This window comes from Pseudomonas sp. UBA6310, from assembly GCF_002438225.1.
Taxonomy (GTDB): Bacteria; Pseudomonadota; Gammaproteobacteria; order Pseudomonadales; family Pseudomonadaceae; genus Pseudomonas_O; species Pseudomonas_O kuykendallii.
In genome coordinates this window covers 41,488-56,771 of the sequence record NZ_DJTK01000030.1, presented here as the reverse complement: position 1 = coordinate 56,771, position 15,284 = coordinate 41,488, and the positions used below count along the sequence as shown (strand labels likewise).

The following is a 15,284-nucleotide window of genomic DNA, read 5'->3' as shown; positions in this document are numbered from 1 at the left end:
AGGGTGCGCCGCGCGCACCGGCTATACCGGATCGGCCTACCCGCCCCGATCCCCCCATCCATACCCCCGCATCCAAGTGCAGACCGACGGTGCGCATGGCGCACCCTACAAAGGCTCGATGCCCGTAGGGTGCGCCGCGCGCACCGGCCCTGCCAGACGCTCGCCTTACTCGATGCGTTCCCCATCGATCAGCCCCAGTTCGAGTTCCGCTCGATCCACCCAGGCTTCGGCCATCTCGCCCTTCACCGCCACGCCCAGCTGGCGGAAATCGTTGACCTGCTTGACCAGGTTGCCCTTGCCGCTGATCAGCTGATCGCAGGCGCGCCGATAGGCGTCCTGGGCCTTTTCCAGGCTGCTGCCCACCGTGTCCATGCTGCCGAGGAAGGTGCGCAACTTGTCGTAGACCTTGCCCGCGCGGTCGGCGAGTTCGGCGGTGTGCTTGTTCTGTTCCTCGAAACGCCACAGCTGACGCACAATGTTCAGGCTGGTCAGCAGCGTGGTCGGCGTGGCCACCAGCACGTTGCGTTCGATGGCGCGCTGGAACAGCGTCTCGTCCGCCTTCAAGGCTTCGACGAAGGCCGACTCGATGGGGATGAACATGAACACCATCTCCGGCGCGTTAAGCCCCGGCAGGCTGAAGTAATGGCGGTCGGCGAGTTCCTTGATCCGCGCCCCGATGGCGCCGACGTGCTCGACCAGCGCGAGGCGCCGTTCGGCTTCGTCCTCGGCGTTGATGTAACGCGTGTAGGCATTCAGCGAGACCTTGGCGTCGATGATCAGGTGCTTGTTCTGCGGCAGGTAGACCAGCACGTCCGGGCGCTTGCGGCCCTCCTCGGTGGTGAAGCTGGCCTCGCGCTTGAAGTCGCGCCCCTCGATCAGCCCTGAACGCTCCAGCACGTTTTCGAGAATCAGCTCGCCCCAGTTGCCCTGGGTCTTCTTCTGCCCTTTCAACGCGGTCGTCAGGTCCTGGGCTTCCTGGGTGATCTGCCGGTTCAGCTCGTTGAGCTGAACGATCTGCTGCGCCAGGGTCGCCTGCTGCTGGGTGTCCTTGTGGTGGATGTCCTCGACCTTGGCGCGGAAGCCTTCGATCTGCTCGCGGAACGGCTTGAGCAGCGCATCCAGCGATTGCTGGCTGGTCTGCGCGAAGGCCTGGCCCTTGGCCTCGAAGATCTGTCCGGCGAGCTGCTCGAACTCCAGCTTGAGCTGCTCGCGGCTGTCCTTGAGCAACTGCTGCTGCTCGCTGAAATGCTGCTGTTTCTGCTCCAGGGTCGAGGCCAGCGTGGCGTGCTCGCGGCTGAGCGTGGCGAAGCGCTCCTGCAGGTTCTGGTTGGCCAGTTCCAGACGCGCATGGGTCTGGCGCAGTTCATCGAGCTGCAGGCCGAGCTGCTGGCTCTGTGCCTTGGCCGCCTCCGCCTGGCCGCCAAGTTCTTCCTGGCGGCGCTGTTCCAGCAACTGGCGGCTGCGCAAGCCCTCGGTTTCCTCGCGGGAGAACGCCAACTGGCGCTGCAACTGCTCGACATGGGCCTTTTCCGCGCGCACCGCCGATTGCAGCTCCATGCTTTCCAGCATGCGCTGGGTATCCATGCTCTGTTGCGCATCCAGCTGCCGGCGCCCCTCCGCCAGCTGCGCGGTCAGTCCGCGCAGACGCCCGCCGACAATCGCCAACGCCACCGCCAGCGCGGCAATCAACAGGACGGCCGCGCCGGCGAAGGCCCAGATCAGGTTCGCTTGCATCGTTGTTTCTCCTCACTGCGGCGGTCACACCGCTTGATCGACCGGGACAAGATATGTAGCTTCAGGCGACACGTCTATCCGCTGGTCGGGAGCGTGTAAAGTTTTCGCACGGATGGGGGTGTATGAAGCGATCCATCGAGCAAGTCCGCTGGGACCTGGCGCAACGCTACCGGCTGATCGAAACCGTCGCCTGGTGGGAAGGCCGGCTCACCACCGGGCATCTGATGCAGAGCTTCGGCATCAGCCGCCAGCAGGCGTCGAAGGACATCAACGCCTACCTCGGCGAGCACGCCCCGGAAAACCTCGTCTACGACAAGCGCCTGAAGGGCTACAAACCGGCGCCCGGCTTCGCCCCGCTGTTCATCGACGGCAGCGCCAGCGCCTACCTGCACCTGCTCGATCGCAACCGCGAACGGGCACCCCACATCGAGGGCCTGGCCCTGGCCTACGCCCATACCGAAGTGCTGCAGGTGCCGGATCGGAGCATTCGCCCCGAAGTCTTGCGACCGATCCTGCAGGCCTGCCGCGAGGGGCTGCGCCTGGAGACCGAGTACGTCTCGCTGAGCACGCCCGAGCCGGAATTCCGCGTGATCAGCCCGCACACGTTGGTCTACACCGGCATGCGCTGGCACGTGCGTGCCTATTGCGAGAAGAACCGCGATTACCGGGATTTCGTGCTCAGCCGCTTCCGTGGCGAACCGGAGCACTTCGCCCCCTCGGAGCACGGTCGCGAACAGGACGAAGGCTGGAATACCGAGCTGGACGTGATACTTACCGCCGACCCGCGGCTGTCCCCGGAACAGAAGGCGATCATCGAAGCCGACTATGGCATGCAGGACGGCCGACTGGCCGTTCCCAGCCGTGGCGCGCTGGTGCAGTACGTGCTGCAGCGCTACCAGATCGACCCCACGAAGGTTCAGACCAAGGCGGCGGCGCAGCAGATCGTGGTGGCCAACCTGGATGACCTGGAGCGCTGGCTGTACCGCTGAATCAGCCGCGCAGGGAGTGCGACCCGCTCGGCGCGTAGGCCAGCCAGGCCAGGGCTCCCATGAACGCCAGCACACCCAGGCTGGCCTCGAGGTTTTCCAGCATCAGTTCGATCGACAGCATCTTCGTGCTCCATTTCGGCTTGGTTCGTGGGCCAAACCTTAGGCAGCGCGGCACGCAGCGTCGATCTGTCAACTTTTCGCACGTAAACAAATCAGGCGGAACCCCGCCGCCGGGTACGAAAAAGCCCGGCATCGGCCGGGCTCTTTCGTTCGCCTCGCGCGGCTCACCCTTCCCTGTCGTAGGTGCCGGCGGAGTCGGATTCGACATCGTCGAAATCCGGGTCTTCGCCGGTTTCCTTATCGCCGCCGTCGACCATGGTCACGTCCGGCTCGTCATAGGGGGTTTTCGATTGGCTGTGATCCAGCTCGTTGTCGTTCATGGCTACCTCGCTGCGTGATGGGTATCTTCGGGATTCGAGGTCGTTGGTCAGGCAACGTTCGCGGCGGTCGAACCTGATCGCCGCATGGATCAGGCCTCCTCGGCCAGGCTGGCCTCGTAATCCTCGAAGTACGGTTTGGTCAACGAGGTCTTCTGCTGCTCGGAAAGCAGCTTGCCCGCCATCTGGAAGAACTTGTGCTCTTCCTCTTCGAGGTGATGGAAAACCTTTTCCTTGAGTTTCTTGGCGAGCGGCAGCCAGGCCGGGCTCGAGGGATCGGTGGCCTCAAGCTCTTCCATCATCTCGTCCATCTCGTGGTGCTCGGAAATCGCGTGCCGGGACAGGTCCACGCCGTTGTCGTACTCCATCAGCGGAATGTAGAAATGCCGCTCCTCGGCGCGCTCATGGGCCACCAGCTCGCTTTTCAATTGTTGATAGGTTTCGGCGCGATCGGGCGTGTCGCCGTGCGTGGCGATCACCGCCGTGGCGAATTCACGCTGGCGGTCGTGGCTCTGGCGCAATGCTTCGAAAATATCCATATCGGCTGTTCCCCTCGGTCAGACGCGGACGGCTCCGCGGTGATTCGGGCAATCGCTGCCCGTTGGGGAAAAGACCTTCGGGAACAACCGACGGTTCCGACGACCCCGCGCTGCTCAGGCCAGCAGGCGTTGCCAGTAGACGTTCGCCTCGGTGATGACGGGCACGGCGTGGGGATGCTCGCCGCGCAGCACGGCAAGCAGTACGCGTGTATCGAACACGTCGAAGTGGCGTCCGTGGCGAATCTTCAGCAGCGCATCGGTGATCGCGTAATGCCCGCAGTGATGGCATTCGCACTCGATCCCCTCGAATCCGTTGTGGAACTCATGGGCGTCGGCATTGCAGATCAGGCAGTTCATGGCATCTCCCCCGAACATATTCGACGGTAATGGGTGCAGCGCCTCCAACCGGACCGCAAGCGCTAGTGACTGGTATAGCGCACTGCAGACTAGCGCGCCGAACGCCTGACCAGCGGGTCGAACCCCCGCCATAGAGCGCCTGGCAGGCCGCCTCGAGCGTTTCGATATCTGCCACTCGACGAATGGACAGAACCCAATCGCTCTGCGCCCATCAATTTTGTACAGTGTCGACCGTCCTACAAAACTAGATATACCGAGCGCCCCATGCCCTACAGCAGTTTCAGCCTGCGTAACCCCGATCTGTTCATCGATCAAAGGGACAATGACCATATCGAGATCATCGCGCCGATCTTGGGCAACAATCGATTGCTGAGTCGGACGCTCACCGTGCAGCAGTTCCGCAACATCAGCCTGCTGGAAACCGTGCTGGCAGACTTGCGCCGCGAACGCGATAGCCTCGAACAGTCACTGGGCGAGCGGAAATCGCAAGACAAGCCCATTGGGTGAACGCGCTTTTTGCCTTTATGATGCCGACTTGAACGAAGCGCCTGGGCGCTTTCCCGTTGCGTTGTCGGAGTTGATCCATGCCCACACGGTTCGAGGCCGCGAGAACCTTGATCGAATCGTCGTTCACCCCCCTTGATTGCAAGTGCACGCTGGAACGCGACAGCTTCAGCGTGAGGATTTACGACGCTACCGACGACATGACGCATCTGGTGGTAACCGGGATTCCGCTCTTCAAACTGGACACCCCTTCCGGCGCACAGCAGGTCGTCGATGAAATCCGCGCGGAACTGGCGATGACCCGGCTCAGTTCGGCCGGCGCCCTTTCGTCCTTCTGACCGCCGTCTTCGATATCGCCCCGTTGCGTTGCCACCTGAGATCGGTGGCCAACCGGCTTACGCTCGGGCGATGCAGATCGGCTCCGATGGTGGTGAACGGACGGCGCCGTGCGTGCGGCTTACCTCGCCGGTATGAACGGCCAAGGTCCTCGCGCGACGATTACCCGGACGTTTCCTGATCCACCGGGAGCGGCGTGGGTGTCTGCCACGACGGCCTTTTGCCCTCCTGGCTGTCGAAACGACGACGCGCCTTGCGCACGTCCTCGACGTTCTCGACGACCCAGGTCCAGATCGGCGACATGCGGATCAACAGCCCCCTCCCCAGCGCTGTCAGCTCGTATTCGACGCGTGGGGGAATCTCGCTGAACTCCTGTCGCGTCAGAAGGCCGTCTCTCTCCATCGAACGCAGGGTCTTCGTCAGCATTCGCTGAGTCACGCCCGTCATCTGCCTTTTTATCTCGGCATGGCGCATCTTTCCGTACACCCCCAGGGCATGCAGGATGCCCAGCGACCAGCGGCTACCGGCGTGGGCGAGGACCTCTCGCCTGACGCCATCATCATCCTCGCTAAGCGTCTGGCAGACGATTTCTGCCCGGTTCAGCGTTTCCCGATCAGCCATTTTTCCCCCTGGTATCACACGTGTGCCTTCTTACGAGCGCCGACGGATCGTGAAAGCATTTGCCCATGTTATAGGCAACTTGATCAGGATTAGTCATGACCGAAGCGACCCCGCTATCCCCTCAATCGATTCTCGTCCTGGGCGCAGGCGAACTTGGCCTTCCGGTATTACGCAATCTGGCGCGAGTCGCGAAGCGGCGCCCGGCTCCCAAATCAGCGTCCTGCTCCGGGACTCGACCATCAACACCCAGGAGCCTGCGAAGAAGGCGGAAATCGACGCGCTTCGAGGCCTCGGCGTCCAGATGGTCGCCGCGGACCTGGTGAACGATTCGATCGATCAGCTTGCCGAAGTGTTCGCGCGGTTCGACACGGTAATAGGCTGCGCAGGCATGGTCGCGGGCCCGGAAACGCCCATGAAGCTGGCGACGGCGGCCCTCAGGTCGGGCGTGAAGCGCTACTTCCCCTGGCAGTTCGGCGTCGACTACGACGTGATCGGCCGCGGCAGTCCGCAGGATCTGTTCGATGCCCAGCTCGATGTGCGCGAGTTGCTTCGCGCCCAGGACAAAACCGAATGGGTGATCATCTCGACCGGCATGTTCATCAGCTTCCTTTTCGAGCCCATATTCGGGGTGGTCGACTTCGAAAACGATACCCTGAACGCCCTGGGCAGCCTCGAGAACAGCGTGACGCTCACCACTCCGGACGACATCGGTGTACTGGCCGCGGAAATCGTGTTCTACGAACCTCGCTGGCGTAACGAAATCCTCTACCTGGCGGGAGATACGGTGACGTACGGCGAGGTCGCGAGCCTACTCGAGCGCGCGCTGGGCCGGCCGTTCAAGCGTAACGTCTGGACCGTTCCGTACCTGCTCCAGGAACTGGAGAAAGACCCGACGCATCCCATCAGGAAGTACCGCGCCGTGTTCGCCCAAGGCAGAGGCGTGGCATGGCCCAAGGCGGACACGTTCAACGCGCGACAGTCGTTTCCGGTGACCACTGCCGAGCAGTGGATTAGGCAAAACCTCGCGCACCACTGAAGGCAAAATCCGCCGGCAGAACGATCCGGCGCCCGGCTGGAGAGGATCGGCGAACTGGAAGCGCTCGGTCCACCACTCGCCCACCTGCGCTGAAACCCGCAAAAAGAAGCCCCGACCTGATCGCTCAGGCCGGGGCTCGGTACCGCCGAACGTCAGCTCAGGCCAGGTCGAAACGGTCCAGGTTCATCACCTTGGTCCAGGCCGCGACGAAATCCCGGACGAATTTCTCCTGCGCGTCGGCGCTGGCATAGACCTCCGCGATGGCGCGCAGCTGCGCGTGCGAGCCGAACACCAGATCGACACGGCTGCCGGTCCACTTGACCGCGCCGGTCTTGCGATCGCGGCCTTCGAACAGGTCTTTCGCAGGTGACAGCGCGCGCCATTCCACGCCCATGTCCAGCAGATGGGTGAAGAAGTCGTTGCTCAGGGTCTCCGGGCGCTGGGTGAACACGCCGTGGGCGGTCTGCCCGACGTTGGTGTTCAGCACGCGAAGACCGCCGACCAGTACCGTCATTTCCGGCGCGGTGAGCGTCAGCAGTTGCGCCTTGTCCACCAGCAAAGCCTCGGCCGACACCTTGTAATGGCCCTTGAGGTAGTTGCGGAAGCCATCGGCGATCGGCTCGAGGAAGCCGAACGACTCGATGTCGGTCTGCTCCTGCGAGGCATCCATCCGCCCGGGTGTGAACGGCACCGTCACCGCATGACCGGCGTTCTTCGCCGCCTGCTCGACACCGACGCCGCCGGCCAGCACGATCAGGTCGGCGAGGGACACCTTCTTGCCGCCGGACTGCGCGGCGTTGAACGCCTGCTGGATACCCTCGAGGGCGGACAGCACCTTCGCCAGTTGCTCGGGCTGGTTGGCCTGCCAGAACTTCTGCGGAGCCAGGCGCAGGCGTCCGCCGTTGGCACCGCCGCGCTTGTCGGACCCGCGGAAGGTGGACGCCGCCGCCCAGGCGGTGGAAACCAGCTGCGACACCGTCAATCCGGAGGCGAGGATCCGGGCTTTCAAGGCATCGATGTCGGCCTGGTCCACAAGGGGGTGATCGAGGGCCGGAATCGGGTCCTGCCAGAGCAGTTCCTCGGTGGGCATCTCCGGCCCGAGATAGAGCGCCAGCGGGCCCATGTCGCGGTGAGTCAGCTTGAACCAGGCGCGGGCGAAGGCATCGCTGAGCTGATCCGGGTTCTCCAGGAAGCGTCGGGCGATCTTCTCGTAGGCCGGATCGAAACGCAGGGCCAGGTCGGACGTCAGCATGCTCGGCGCGCGACGCTTGGCCGGGTCATGCGCATCGGGAATCTTGCCGGCACCGGCGCCGTTCTTCGGTCGCCACTGGTGCGCGCCGGCCGGGCTCCTGGTCAGCTCCCACTCGAAGCCAAAGAGGTTTTCCAGGTACTCGTTGCTCCAACGGGTGGGCGTCGAGGTCCAGGTGACTTCCAGGCCGCTGGTGATGGTGTCGCCACCCTTGCCGGTTCCGAAGGTGCTTCTCCAGCCCAGGCCCTGCTCTTCCAGGTCGGCCGCCTCGGGCTCGGCGCCGACGTTGTCTGCCGGGCCGGCGCCGTGGGTCTTGCCGAAGGCGTGGCCGCCGGCGATCAGCGCCACGGTTTCCTCGTCGTTCATCGCCATGCGACCGAAGGTTTCGCGAATGTCCTTCGCCGAAGCGACTGGGTCGGGGTTGCCTTCGGGACCTTCCGGGTTCACGTAGATCAGGCCCATCTGCACGGCGGCGAGTGGGTTTTCCAGATGGCGCTCGCCCTGGTTGGTGCGGCTTTCTTCCTCGCCGTGTTTTTCTGGCTCGGCGACCAGATCGCCCTCGCCCGGCGGCTGCATGTCCTTGGCGCCCTTGCCGTAGCGGTTGTCGCCGCCCAGCCAGGTGGTCTCCGTGCCCCAATACACGTCTTCGTCCGGCTCCCAGACATCCGCGCGGCCGCCGGAGTAGCCGAAGGTCTTGAAGCCCATGGACTCCAGGGCGACGTTGCCGGTGAGGACGATCAGGTCGGCCCAGGAGATGTTGCGCCCATACTTCTGCTTCACCGGCCAGATCAGCCGGCGCGCCTTGTCCAGGCTGACGTTGTCCGGCCAGCTGTTGAGCGGTGCGAAACGCTGCTGGCCGGCACCGGCGCCACCGCGGCCATCGCCGGTGCGGTAGGTGCCGGCGCTGTGCCAGGCCATGCGGATGAACAACGGGCCGTAGTGGCCGAAGTCCGCTGGCCACCAGTCCTGCGAGTCGGTCATCAGCGCCCGCAGGTCGGCCTTCACCGCCTCGAAGTCGAGGCTCCTGAACGCCGTGGCGTAGTCGAAATCCTCACCCATCGGATCGGACAGCGACGAATGCTGGTGAAGAATCTTCAGGTTCAGCTGGTTCGGCCACCAGTCACGGTTCGTGGTGCCACCACCCGCGGCGTGGTTGAACGGGCATTTCGATTCGGTCGTCATGGGTGATCCCTCGGTGGTACTCATCCCGCTTTCCATCCGGCCCCGGATGCCGGGCAGCGATGAGTGAAATCAGCGTGTGGGTATGCGATCGGTCTATCGCCGCAATGGCTCAACGAAGCGGCGGCCCGGGAGGCTCAGAACGGGCTCGCGGTCCATTCTTCGACGCTCATCCGGTGGCAACGGCCGGTCGTTCCGTACGAGGCAAGACTAGCCCCCGCTACGGCGGCCATCTAATACAGCGTCTCTAGTACGGCGATAGCGAGCGTCTTTCAGGCGCTTCGCTTGCGAGCTTGTACGAGCGGCCGCCGAAAGACCAATCACCGCTGTTGATCGCTACCACCGCGGGTGAGCGGACCGCAGCGCGCCGCAACGAAAAAGCCCCGCATCGGCGGGGCTTTTCATGAGGCGGCGAGGCGTCAGACGATCACGCCCTGGCTGCGCAGGTAGTCGTCGTAGCTGCCGGAGAAGTCGGTCACGCCGTTGTCCGAGAGCTCGATGATGCGCGTGGCGAGGGAGCTGACGAACTCGCGGTCGTGGCTGACGAAGATCAGCGTGCCGGGGTAGTTCTCCAGCGCCAGGTTGAGCGCCTCGATCGATTCCATGTCCAGGTGGTTGGTCGGTTCGTCCATCACCAGCACGTTGGGCTTCTGGCAGGCCAGCTTGCCGAACAGCATGCGGCCCTGTTCCCCGCCGGAGAGCACCTTCACCGACTTCTGGATCTCATCGGAGGAGAACAGCATGCGGCCTAGGGCGGCGCGGATGTTCTGCTCGCCGCTGGTCCACTGCCCCATCCACTCGAACAGGGTCTCGTCGGCTTCGAAGTCGTGGGCGTGATCCTGGGCGTAGTAGCCCACCTCTGCGCTGTCGGTCCATTTCACGCTGCCGGCGTCCGGGGCCATCTCGCCAACCAGGGTACGCAGCAGCGTGGTCTTGCCGATGCCGTTGGGGCCGATGATGGCCACGCGCTCGCCGGCTTCGACCTGGAAGCTGAAGTTCTTGAACAGCACCTTGTCGTCGAAGGCCTTGGACAGCTTCTCGAGGGTCACCGCCTGGCGGTGCAATTTCTTGGTCTGGTCGAAGCGGATGAACGGGCTGACGCGGCTCGACGGCTTGACCTCGGCCAGCTGGATCTTGTCGATCTGCTTGGCGCGGCTGGTGGCCTGCTTGGCCTTGGAGGCGTTGGCCGAGAAGCGGCTGACGAAGGTCTGCAACTCGGCGATCTGCGCCTTCTTCTTGGCGTTGTCGGCCAGCAGCTGCTCGCGGGCCTGGGTGGACGCCATCATGTATTCATCGTAGTTGCCCGGGAACAGGCGCAGCTCGCCGTAATCCAGGTCGGCCATGTGGGTGCAGACCGCGTTGAGGAAGTGACGGTCGTGGGAAATGATGATCATGGTGCTGTTACGCGCCGTGAGGATGTTTTCCAGCCAGCGGATGGTGTTGATGTCCAGGTGGTTGGTCGGCTCGTCGAGCAGCAGCACGTCCGGGTCGGCGAACAGCGCCTGGGCCAGCAGCACGCGCAGCTTCCAGCCAGGGGCGACTTCGCTCATCGGGCCGAAGTGCTGTTCCAGGGGAATGCCCAGGCCGAGCAACAGCTCGCCCGCGCGGGACTCGGCGGTGTAGCCGTCCATCTCGGCGAACTCGCCTTCGAGCTCGCCCACCTTCATGCCGTCTTCTTCGCTCATTTCCGGCAGCGAGTAGATGCGGTCGCGCTCGGCCTTGACCTTCCACAGCTCTTCGTGACCCATGATCACGGTGTCGATCACGTTGAATTCTTCGTAGGCGAACTGGTCCTGGCGCAGCTTGCCGAGGCGCACGTTCGGCTCGAGCATCACCTGCCCACCGGACGGCTCCAGGTCACCACCGAGGATCTTCATGAAAGTCGACTTGCCACAGCCGTTGGCGCCGATTAGGCCGTAGCGGTTGCCGTTGTTGAACTTTACGGACACGTTTTCGAACAGCGGCTTGGCGCCGAACTGCATGGTGATGTTTGCGGTGGAGATCAAGAGGTTTACCTATCAGTAACTTGAGAGTTGCTGGAGTCGGTCGATAGACGACTCCCGGATCCAGCGGGCACAGATCGTGAGCAGCACCTGCACGCTATGGCCGAGCTGTGGGGCAACAAATGCGGGGGGTCATGCCAGATTTGTGCATATTGTCGCATAGGTCCCGGGGCAGTTGCATGGAGGCTTGGAAGCGCGGCGGCTCAAGCGCCGCCGCAGCCTCCTCGCAGGACGGCCTCGATGCGCCGTTAGCACCGCCGGTGGCGGGCCGTGCGGATCGCCGCGGTCCGACGCTAGCAGCGCTATAACTGCGCGGCGGTCTGGGGGGCCGTCAGCGTCTGGCTGAAGAAGCGCACGGCCTCGCTGTTGAGGCTGTCGTGGACGGCCATGCGATCGACCCCCTCGCCGTCGTCGCAGAGCTGCGGCGCGGCCTCGCGCATCTCCGCCGAACAGGGCGCCATGAAGACGAAATGCCCGGCGCCCGGCACCACACGGTAATCGGCAGGTCCAGGCAGGCGCCGCGCCAGCGCCGCGGCGTTTTCCGCCGGCAGCAACAGGTGGTCCTCGGCGCCGGCGTAGAGCAGCACGGGCACCTGGACGTCGGCCAGGTCCTGGCGCCCGAACATCAGGCCGAGCGGCGCCAGCAGCAGGAGCGAACGCACCCGCGAATCCGGCGCGGCCTCCACCACGTCATCGTCGATCGCCAGGCTCGCCGCGCGCTCGCAGGCCTCGGCGTCGTCCGGCTGTTTTTCACAGTACTGGCGAAGGTGCTGGAGTTCGGGATGGCCGCCGGCCAGGATCAACGCCGATTCCCCGCCCGCCGAGTAGCCGATCACCCCGACCTGGCGGCTGTCGACTTCATCTCCGAGCAGTTTGTCCTGGCCGACCGCGTCGATCGCCGCGGAGAGCTGCATCGGGCGGCCATAGAGGTTGCTGAAGCGGCCGATGCGGCTCTGGTCGTCGACGTTGTCACCGGGATGCTGCACCGCCAGCACGATGAAGCCGCGATGCGCCAGCGCGGTCGCCAGGTCATGATGCGCCAGGGGCGAGCCGCCATTGCCATGGGACAGCACGATCAGCGGGAAGCGGCCCGGCGCCGGCGGCGTGTCTTCGCGGCCAGCGATGCGGAACAGGTCGATATGCGTGTCGCCGCGCTTGACCCAGGACGGATAGAACGCGACGGCGCTCATCGGCTGGTGGTCGACCGGGTCTTCCAGCGTCAGCCGGTGCAGACCGACGCCCCAACTGGGGGCAGCACGCCCTGCGATCGGCAGTGCGGTGAGCATGGTCGCCAAGAACACTGTGAAAAAACGCCCTGACATGCTCCCCTCCCGTGCATTTCCGCGAGCCCCGGACGCACAGGGGCGCCGGGTCGCGGGAACGATGCACGGATCGGACCAGAGGACGGATCAGAGGGCGCCCAGGTAGTCCATCTTGCCCAGGTCGAGGCCGTTGTGACGGAGGATCGCGTAGGCGGTGGTCATGTGGAAATAGAAGTTAGGCAGCACGAAGTTCAGCAGGTAGGCGTCACCCTTGAACCTCACCTCACCCTTCGCCAGCGTGAGCACGATCTCCTTCGACTCGCTGCCGTCGAACTGCGCGGCATCCAGGCCCTTGAGAAAGTCCACGGTCTTGGCGACGCGCGCCTGCAATTCGGGAAAGGTGGTTTCGGTGTCGGCGAAGCTCGGAACGTCGCTGCCGGTCAGGCGGGCGCCGGCGCCCTTGGCCGCATCGCTGGCGATCTGGACCTGCTTCGACAGCGGCAGCATGTCGACCGCCAGACGCGCATTGACCAGCACGGAGGGGTCGATCTTCTTCGCTTCGGCAAAGGCCGCGGCCTTGTCGAGGATCGCCGACAGGTTGCCGAACATGCGCACGAACACCGGGACGGAGGCCTGATACATGGAGAGGGACATGGAATTTCCTGCTGCACGGGGTTGAAGGTCAGCCATGATCCGTCGTGAGATGCGTGCTGTCGAGCCGCCCCAATCGCACCAAAGAGAGGAGAACGAAACATGTCACCGGATGCCGTCGCCGCCTTCTGCCTGCAGTTGCCGGGCGCCCGGGAAGACCTCAAGTGGGGCCATAATCGGGTCTTCTCGGTCGCCGGCAACAAGATGTTCGCCATCGTCGATTTCCTCGGCGAACGCCTCGCCTTCAAGGTCGACGCCGACCTGTTCCTCGGCTTCTGCGACCGTCCCGGCATTCGCCCGGCGCCTTATCTGGCCCGCGCCCACTGGATCGCCATGGCGCCGCCCTACCCGCTGGGCGATGCCGAACTGTCCCTCCTGCTGCGCCGTTCCCACCAACTTGTGGTGGCGCGCCTGCCAAAGCGCAAGCGGATCGGGCTACTGCTGGACGACGAGTGAATTGCTTAGCTAGCTTTCTTAATTACCGGGGACAGGCGATCATGGCGAACCTGTTCTGCCACCGCTTCGAGTGTCCATGAGCCCGCCCGCGCAGCCTTCTCCACCGATCACGCTGCAAATCATCAGCATCGTCTTCTTCACCTTCATCGCCTTCCTCAGCATCGGCATTCCACTGGCCGTTCTGCCTGGCTACGTACACGACGACCTGGCATATGGCTCGGTGCTGGCGGGCGTGGTGATCAGCAGCCAGTACCTCGCCACCCTGCTCTCCCGACCGCTGGCCGGCGCCACGGCCGACCGCCTGGGCGCGAAGAAGGCCGTGATGTTCGGCCTCGTCGGCTGCACCCTGAGCGGCATCCTTACGCTGATATCCACCTCGATCCAGGCCTGGCCGTCCGCCAGCCTGGGCCTGCTGCTCGCCGGCCGCGTGGTGCTGGGCATTTCGCAAGGCCTGGTGGGCACCGGCGCGATCAGTTGGGGCATCGGCCGCGTCGGAGCGGACAACACCGCACGGGTGATTTCCTGGAACGGTATCGCCGCCTATGGCGCAGTGGCGATCGGCGCACCGCTCGGGGTGTTGATGGTCGGTGCGCTGGGCCTGTGGAGCATGGGCGCCTCGATCACCCTGCTGGGCGTCGTCGCCCTGGGCCTGGCCTGGAACCGGCCGCCAGCGCCCATCGTTCCCGGCGAGCGCCTGCCGTTTCGCCGGGTGCTCTGGCAGATCGCACCCAACGGGCTGGGGCTCGCGCTGGGCTCGATCGGCTTCGGCACCATCGGCACCTTCATCACCCTGTACTACGCCAGCCTGGGCTGGAGCGGCGCCGCCTACTGCCTCACGGCATTCGGCGCCTCGTTCATCGGTGCACGACTGCTGTTCGGCGGCGCGATCAAACGACTGGGCGGCTATCGCGTGGCGATCGCCTGTCTCGGCGTGGAATGCCTGGGTTTGCTGCTGCTCGGTTTCGCCCATCAGCCCTGGCTGGCGCTGTGCGGCGCGGCGCTGACCGGTTTCGGCCTGTCGCTGGTGTATCCGGCTCTGGGAGTCGAGGCGATCTCGCGGATACCCGCCTCCAGCCGCAGCTCGGCGCTGGGTGCCTACGCGGTGTTCTTCGACATCGCGCTGGGCATCGCCGGCCCGCTGATGGGCGCCATCGCCAATGGCCTGGGCTTCGCCAGCATCTTCTTCAGTGCCGCGCTGATGGCACTCGCCGGCCTGCTGCTCAGCCTGTGGATGTACCGCCAGGCCGAGCGCCGCTAGAACGGAATGAAGCGCCGGCCAAGCAACAGCCAATCGATCCAGAACGCCTGGTGCAGCAGCACGATCAGCCAGAAAAGCAGCTGGTAGGAAAGCTTTCGCGTCTTGTGGCGAAACACCTGCTGGGCGATCAGCGCGCCCGGCCAGCCGCCCAACAGCTCGATCAGGTGAAGGGTGTTTTCCGGCGTGCGCCGGCCGCCGGACAGCGCGCAGCGCTTGTCGATCCCGTAGAGCAGAAAGGCGAGCACACTGGGCAGCAGATAGGCGGCCGCCGGCCAGAAGCTTCCGCGCCAGGCCAACTGCGCGACGCCGCCTGCCGGCAACAGGCACAGCAGCGCGAAGAGCGTCAGTTTCAGTGGCAGATGGAGTGGCCTGCGCGGCGTGCGTGCCGGGGAGGCGCTGTGGCGGGTGGCGGGCCTGGCGGTGTCGCGTGGTTTCTGGCGGATCGCCGGATCGTCCAGCGACAGGCCCGGCAACCGTGCATGGCCGGCGCGCGGACGTTCGCCCGGCTCACTGGACATCGTATAAAGCACGGTGTCGCCGGGCCGTGGGCGACGCTCGCCGCGCATCGCCGAGACATGCACGAAGACCTGGGACCCGCCCGCCTGCGGAACGATGAAGCCGAAGCCCTTCTCGTCGTTCCAGCTTTTCAAGGTGCCGCGCAGCTCCATCGTTC

The 15,284-nt window shown here is 64.7% G+C and carries 15 protein-coding genes and 1 pseudogene; 6 read left to right on the top strand and 10 right to left on the bottom strand.

Features of this window, described 5'->3' with window-relative positions; translation table 11 throughout:
* Positions 1-165 precede the first annotated feature (165 nt).
* Positions 166-1,734, bottom strand: a complete 1,569-nt coding sequence (gene rmuC, locus B3E91_RS06770) for a DNA recombination protein RmuC (RefSeq protein WP_287028813.1) — start codon at positions 1,732-1,734, stop codon at positions 166-168.
* Between the two features lie 122 nt (positions 1,735-1,856).
* On the opposite strand from rmuC, the gene B3E91_RS06765 reads away from it, so the two are divergent.
* Positions 1,857-2,723 (top strand): helix-turn-helix transcriptional regulator, encoded by an 867-nt coding sequence (locus tag B3E91_RS06765; RefSeq protein ID WP_287028812.1) that lies wholly within the window; start codon positions 1,857-1,859, stop codon positions 2,721-2,723.
* A 284-nt stretch (positions 2,724-3,007) separates the two neighbouring features.
* Here the strand turns inward: B3E91_RS06765 and B3E91_RS06760 are convergent, their stop codons facing one another.
* From B3E91_RS06760 to B3E91_RS06750, 3 genes are all read right to left on the bottom strand, one after another.
* A complete protein-coding gene (locus tag B3E91_RS06760) occupies positions 3,008-3,163 on the bottom strand; it encodes a hypothetical protein (RefSeq protein WP_282344033.1) in 156 nt (51 codons plus the stop codon).
* Between the two features lie 89 nt (positions 3,164-3,252).
* Entirely contained in the window at positions 3,253-3,699 is a 447-nt protein-coding gene (locus B3E91_RS06755; RefSeq protein WP_090230549.1) for a hemerythrin domain-containing protein, read from the bottom strand.
* Between the two features lie 114 nt (positions 3,700-3,813).
* Positions 3,814-4,056, bottom strand: coding sequence for a hypothetical protein (locus B3E91_RS06750; RefSeq protein ID WP_273233346.1), 243 nt, complete (start codon positions 4,054-4,056; stop codon positions 3,814-3,816).
* 264 nt (positions 4,057-4,320) lie between these two features.
* On the opposite strand from B3E91_RS06750, the gene B3E91_RS06745 reads away from it, so the two are divergent.
* A complete protein-coding gene (locus B3E91_RS06745; protein ID WP_287028811.1) occupies positions 4,321-4,563 on the top strand; it encodes a hypothetical protein in 243 nt (80 codons plus the stop codon).
* Between the two features lie 77 nt (positions 4,564-4,640).
* Complete coding sequence (locus B3E91_RS06740) at positions 4,641-4,898, top strand: DUF1652 domain-containing protein (protein WP_273233340.1); 258 nt, start codon at positions 4,641-4,643, stop codon at positions 4,896-4,898.
* A 160-nt stretch (positions 4,899-5,058) separates the two neighbouring features.
* Here the strand turns inward: B3E91_RS06740 and B3E91_RS06735 are convergent, their stop codons facing one another.
* Positions 5,059-5,517 carry a winged helix-turn-helix transcriptional regulator gene (locus B3E91_RS06735; RefSeq protein WP_090230538.1) on the bottom strand — a complete coding sequence of 153 codons (459 nt, stop codon included), beginning with the start codon at positions 5,515-5,517 and terminating at the stop codon, positions 5,059-5,061.
* A 95-nt stretch (positions 5,518-5,612) separates the two neighbouring features.
* Between B3E91_RS06735 and B3E91_RS06730 the strand changes: the two are divergent.
* A pseudogene (locus tag B3E91_RS06730) lies at positions 5,613-6,553 on the top strand (aromatic alcohol reductase).
* A 157-nt stretch (positions 6,554-6,710) separates the two neighbouring features.
* Here the strand turns inward: B3E91_RS06730 and katG are convergent.
* From katG to B3E91_RS06710, 4 genes are all read right to left on the bottom strand, one after another.
* Positions 6,711-8,984, bottom strand: a complete 2,274-nt coding sequence (gene katG, locus B3E91_RS06725; protein ID WP_287028810.1) for a catalase/peroxidase HPI — start codon at positions 8,982-8,984, stop codon at positions 6,711-6,713.
* A gap of 416 nt (positions 8,985-9,400) precedes the next feature.
* Positions 9,401-10,987 carry an ABC-F family ATPase gene (locus B3E91_RS06720; protein WP_287028809.1) on the bottom strand — a complete coding sequence of 529 codons (1,587 nt, stop codon included), beginning with the start codon at positions 10,985-10,987 and terminating at the stop codon, positions 9,401-9,403.
* Positions 10,988-11,286: 299 nt separating this feature from the next.
* Complete coding sequence (locus B3E91_RS06715) at positions 11,287-12,306, bottom strand: alpha/beta hydrolase family protein (RefSeq protein WP_273233330.1); 1,020 nt, start codon at positions 12,304-12,306, stop codon at positions 11,287-11,289.
* Positions 12,307-12,393: 87 nt separating this feature from the next.
* Complete coding sequence (locus B3E91_RS06710; protein ID WP_287028808.1) at positions 12,394-12,900, bottom strand: DUF1993 domain-containing protein; 507 nt, start codon at positions 12,898-12,900, stop codon at positions 12,394-12,396.
* 99 nt (positions 12,901-12,999) lie between these two features.
* Here B3E91_RS06710 and B3E91_RS06705 point away from each other — a divergent pair, with 99 nt between their 5' ends.
* Together B3E91_RS06705 and B3E91_RS06700 are read left to right on the top strand one after the other, a co-directional pair.
* Positions 13,000-13,353 carry an MmcQ/YjbR family DNA-binding protein gene (locus B3E91_RS06705; protein WP_287028807.1) on the top strand — a complete coding sequence of 118 codons (354 nt, stop codon included), beginning with the start codon at positions 13,000-13,002 and terminating at the stop codon, positions 13,351-13,353.
* A 76-nt stretch (positions 13,354-13,429) separates the two neighbouring features.
* The gene (locus tag B3E91_RS06700) at positions 13,430-14,611 is read left to right on the top strand and encodes an MFS transporter (protein WP_287028806.1); all 1,182 of its coding nucleotides are present in this window, start codon (positions 13,430-13,432) and stop codon (positions 14,609-14,611) included.
* Here the strand turns inward: B3E91_RS06700 and B3E91_RS06695 are convergent.
* Entirely contained in the window at positions 14,608-15,279 is a 672-nt protein-coding gene (locus tag B3E91_RS06695; RefSeq protein WP_287028805.1) for a DUF1294 domain-containing protein, read from the bottom strand. The two genes, B3E91_RS06700 and B3E91_RS06695, sit on opposite strands and share 4 nt — an antisense overlap.
* Positions 15,280-15,284: the final 5 nt, after the last annotated feature.

Coding starts and splice junctions, on each gene's coding strand:
- rmuC (WP_287028813.1), bottom strand. CDS start 1,734: ATGCAAGCGAACCTGATCTGGGCCTTCGCCGGCGCGGCCGTCCTGTTG.
- B3E91_RS06765 (WP_287028812.1), top strand. CDS start 1,857: ATGAAGCGATCCATCGAGCAAGTCCGCTGGGACCTGGCGCAACGCTAC.
- B3E91_RS06760 (WP_282344033.1), bottom strand. CDS start 3,163: ATGAACGACAACGAGCTGGATCACAGCCAATCGAAAACCCCCTATGAC.
- B3E91_RS06755 (WP_090230549.1), bottom strand. CDS start 3,699: ATGGATATTTTCGAAGCATTGCGCCAGAGCCACGACCGCCAGCGTGAA.
- B3E91_RS06750 (WP_273233346.1), bottom strand. CDS start 4,056: ATGAACTGCCTGATCTGCAATGCCGACGCCCATGAGTTCCACAACGGA.
- B3E91_RS06745 (WP_287028811.1), top strand. CDS start 4,321: ATGCCCTACAGCAGTTTCAGCCTGCGTAACCCCGATCTGTTCATCGAT.
- B3E91_RS06740 (WP_273233340.1), top strand. CDS start 4,641: ATGCCCACACGGTTCGAGGCCGCGAGAACCTTGATCGAATCGTCGTTC.
- B3E91_RS06735 (WP_090230538.1), bottom strand. CDS start 5,517: ATGGCTGATCGGGAAACGCTGAACCGGGCAGAAATCGTCTGCCAGACG.
- katG (WP_287028810.1), bottom strand. CDS start 8,984: ATGACGACCGAATCGAAATGCCCGTTCAACCACGCCGCGGGTGGTGGC.
- B3E91_RS06715 (WP_273233330.1), bottom strand. CDS start 12,306: ATGTCAGGGCGTTTTTTCACAGTGTTCTTGGCGACCATGCTCACCGCA.
- B3E91_RS06710 (WP_287028808.1), bottom strand. CDS start 12,900: ATGTCCCTCTCCATGTATCAGGCCTCCGTCCCGGTGTTCGTGCGCATG.
- B3E91_RS06705 (WP_287028807.1), top strand. CDS start 13,000: ATGTCACCGGATGCCGTCGCCGCCTTCTGCCTGCAGTTGCCGGGCGCC.
- B3E91_RS06700 (WP_287028806.1), top strand. CDS start 13,430: ATGAGCCCGCCCGCGCAGCCTTCTCCACCGATCACGCTGCAAATCATC.
- B3E91_RS06695 (WP_287028805.1), bottom strand. CDS start 15,279: ATGGAGCTGCGCGGCACCTTGAAAAGCTGGAACGACGAGAAGGGCTTC.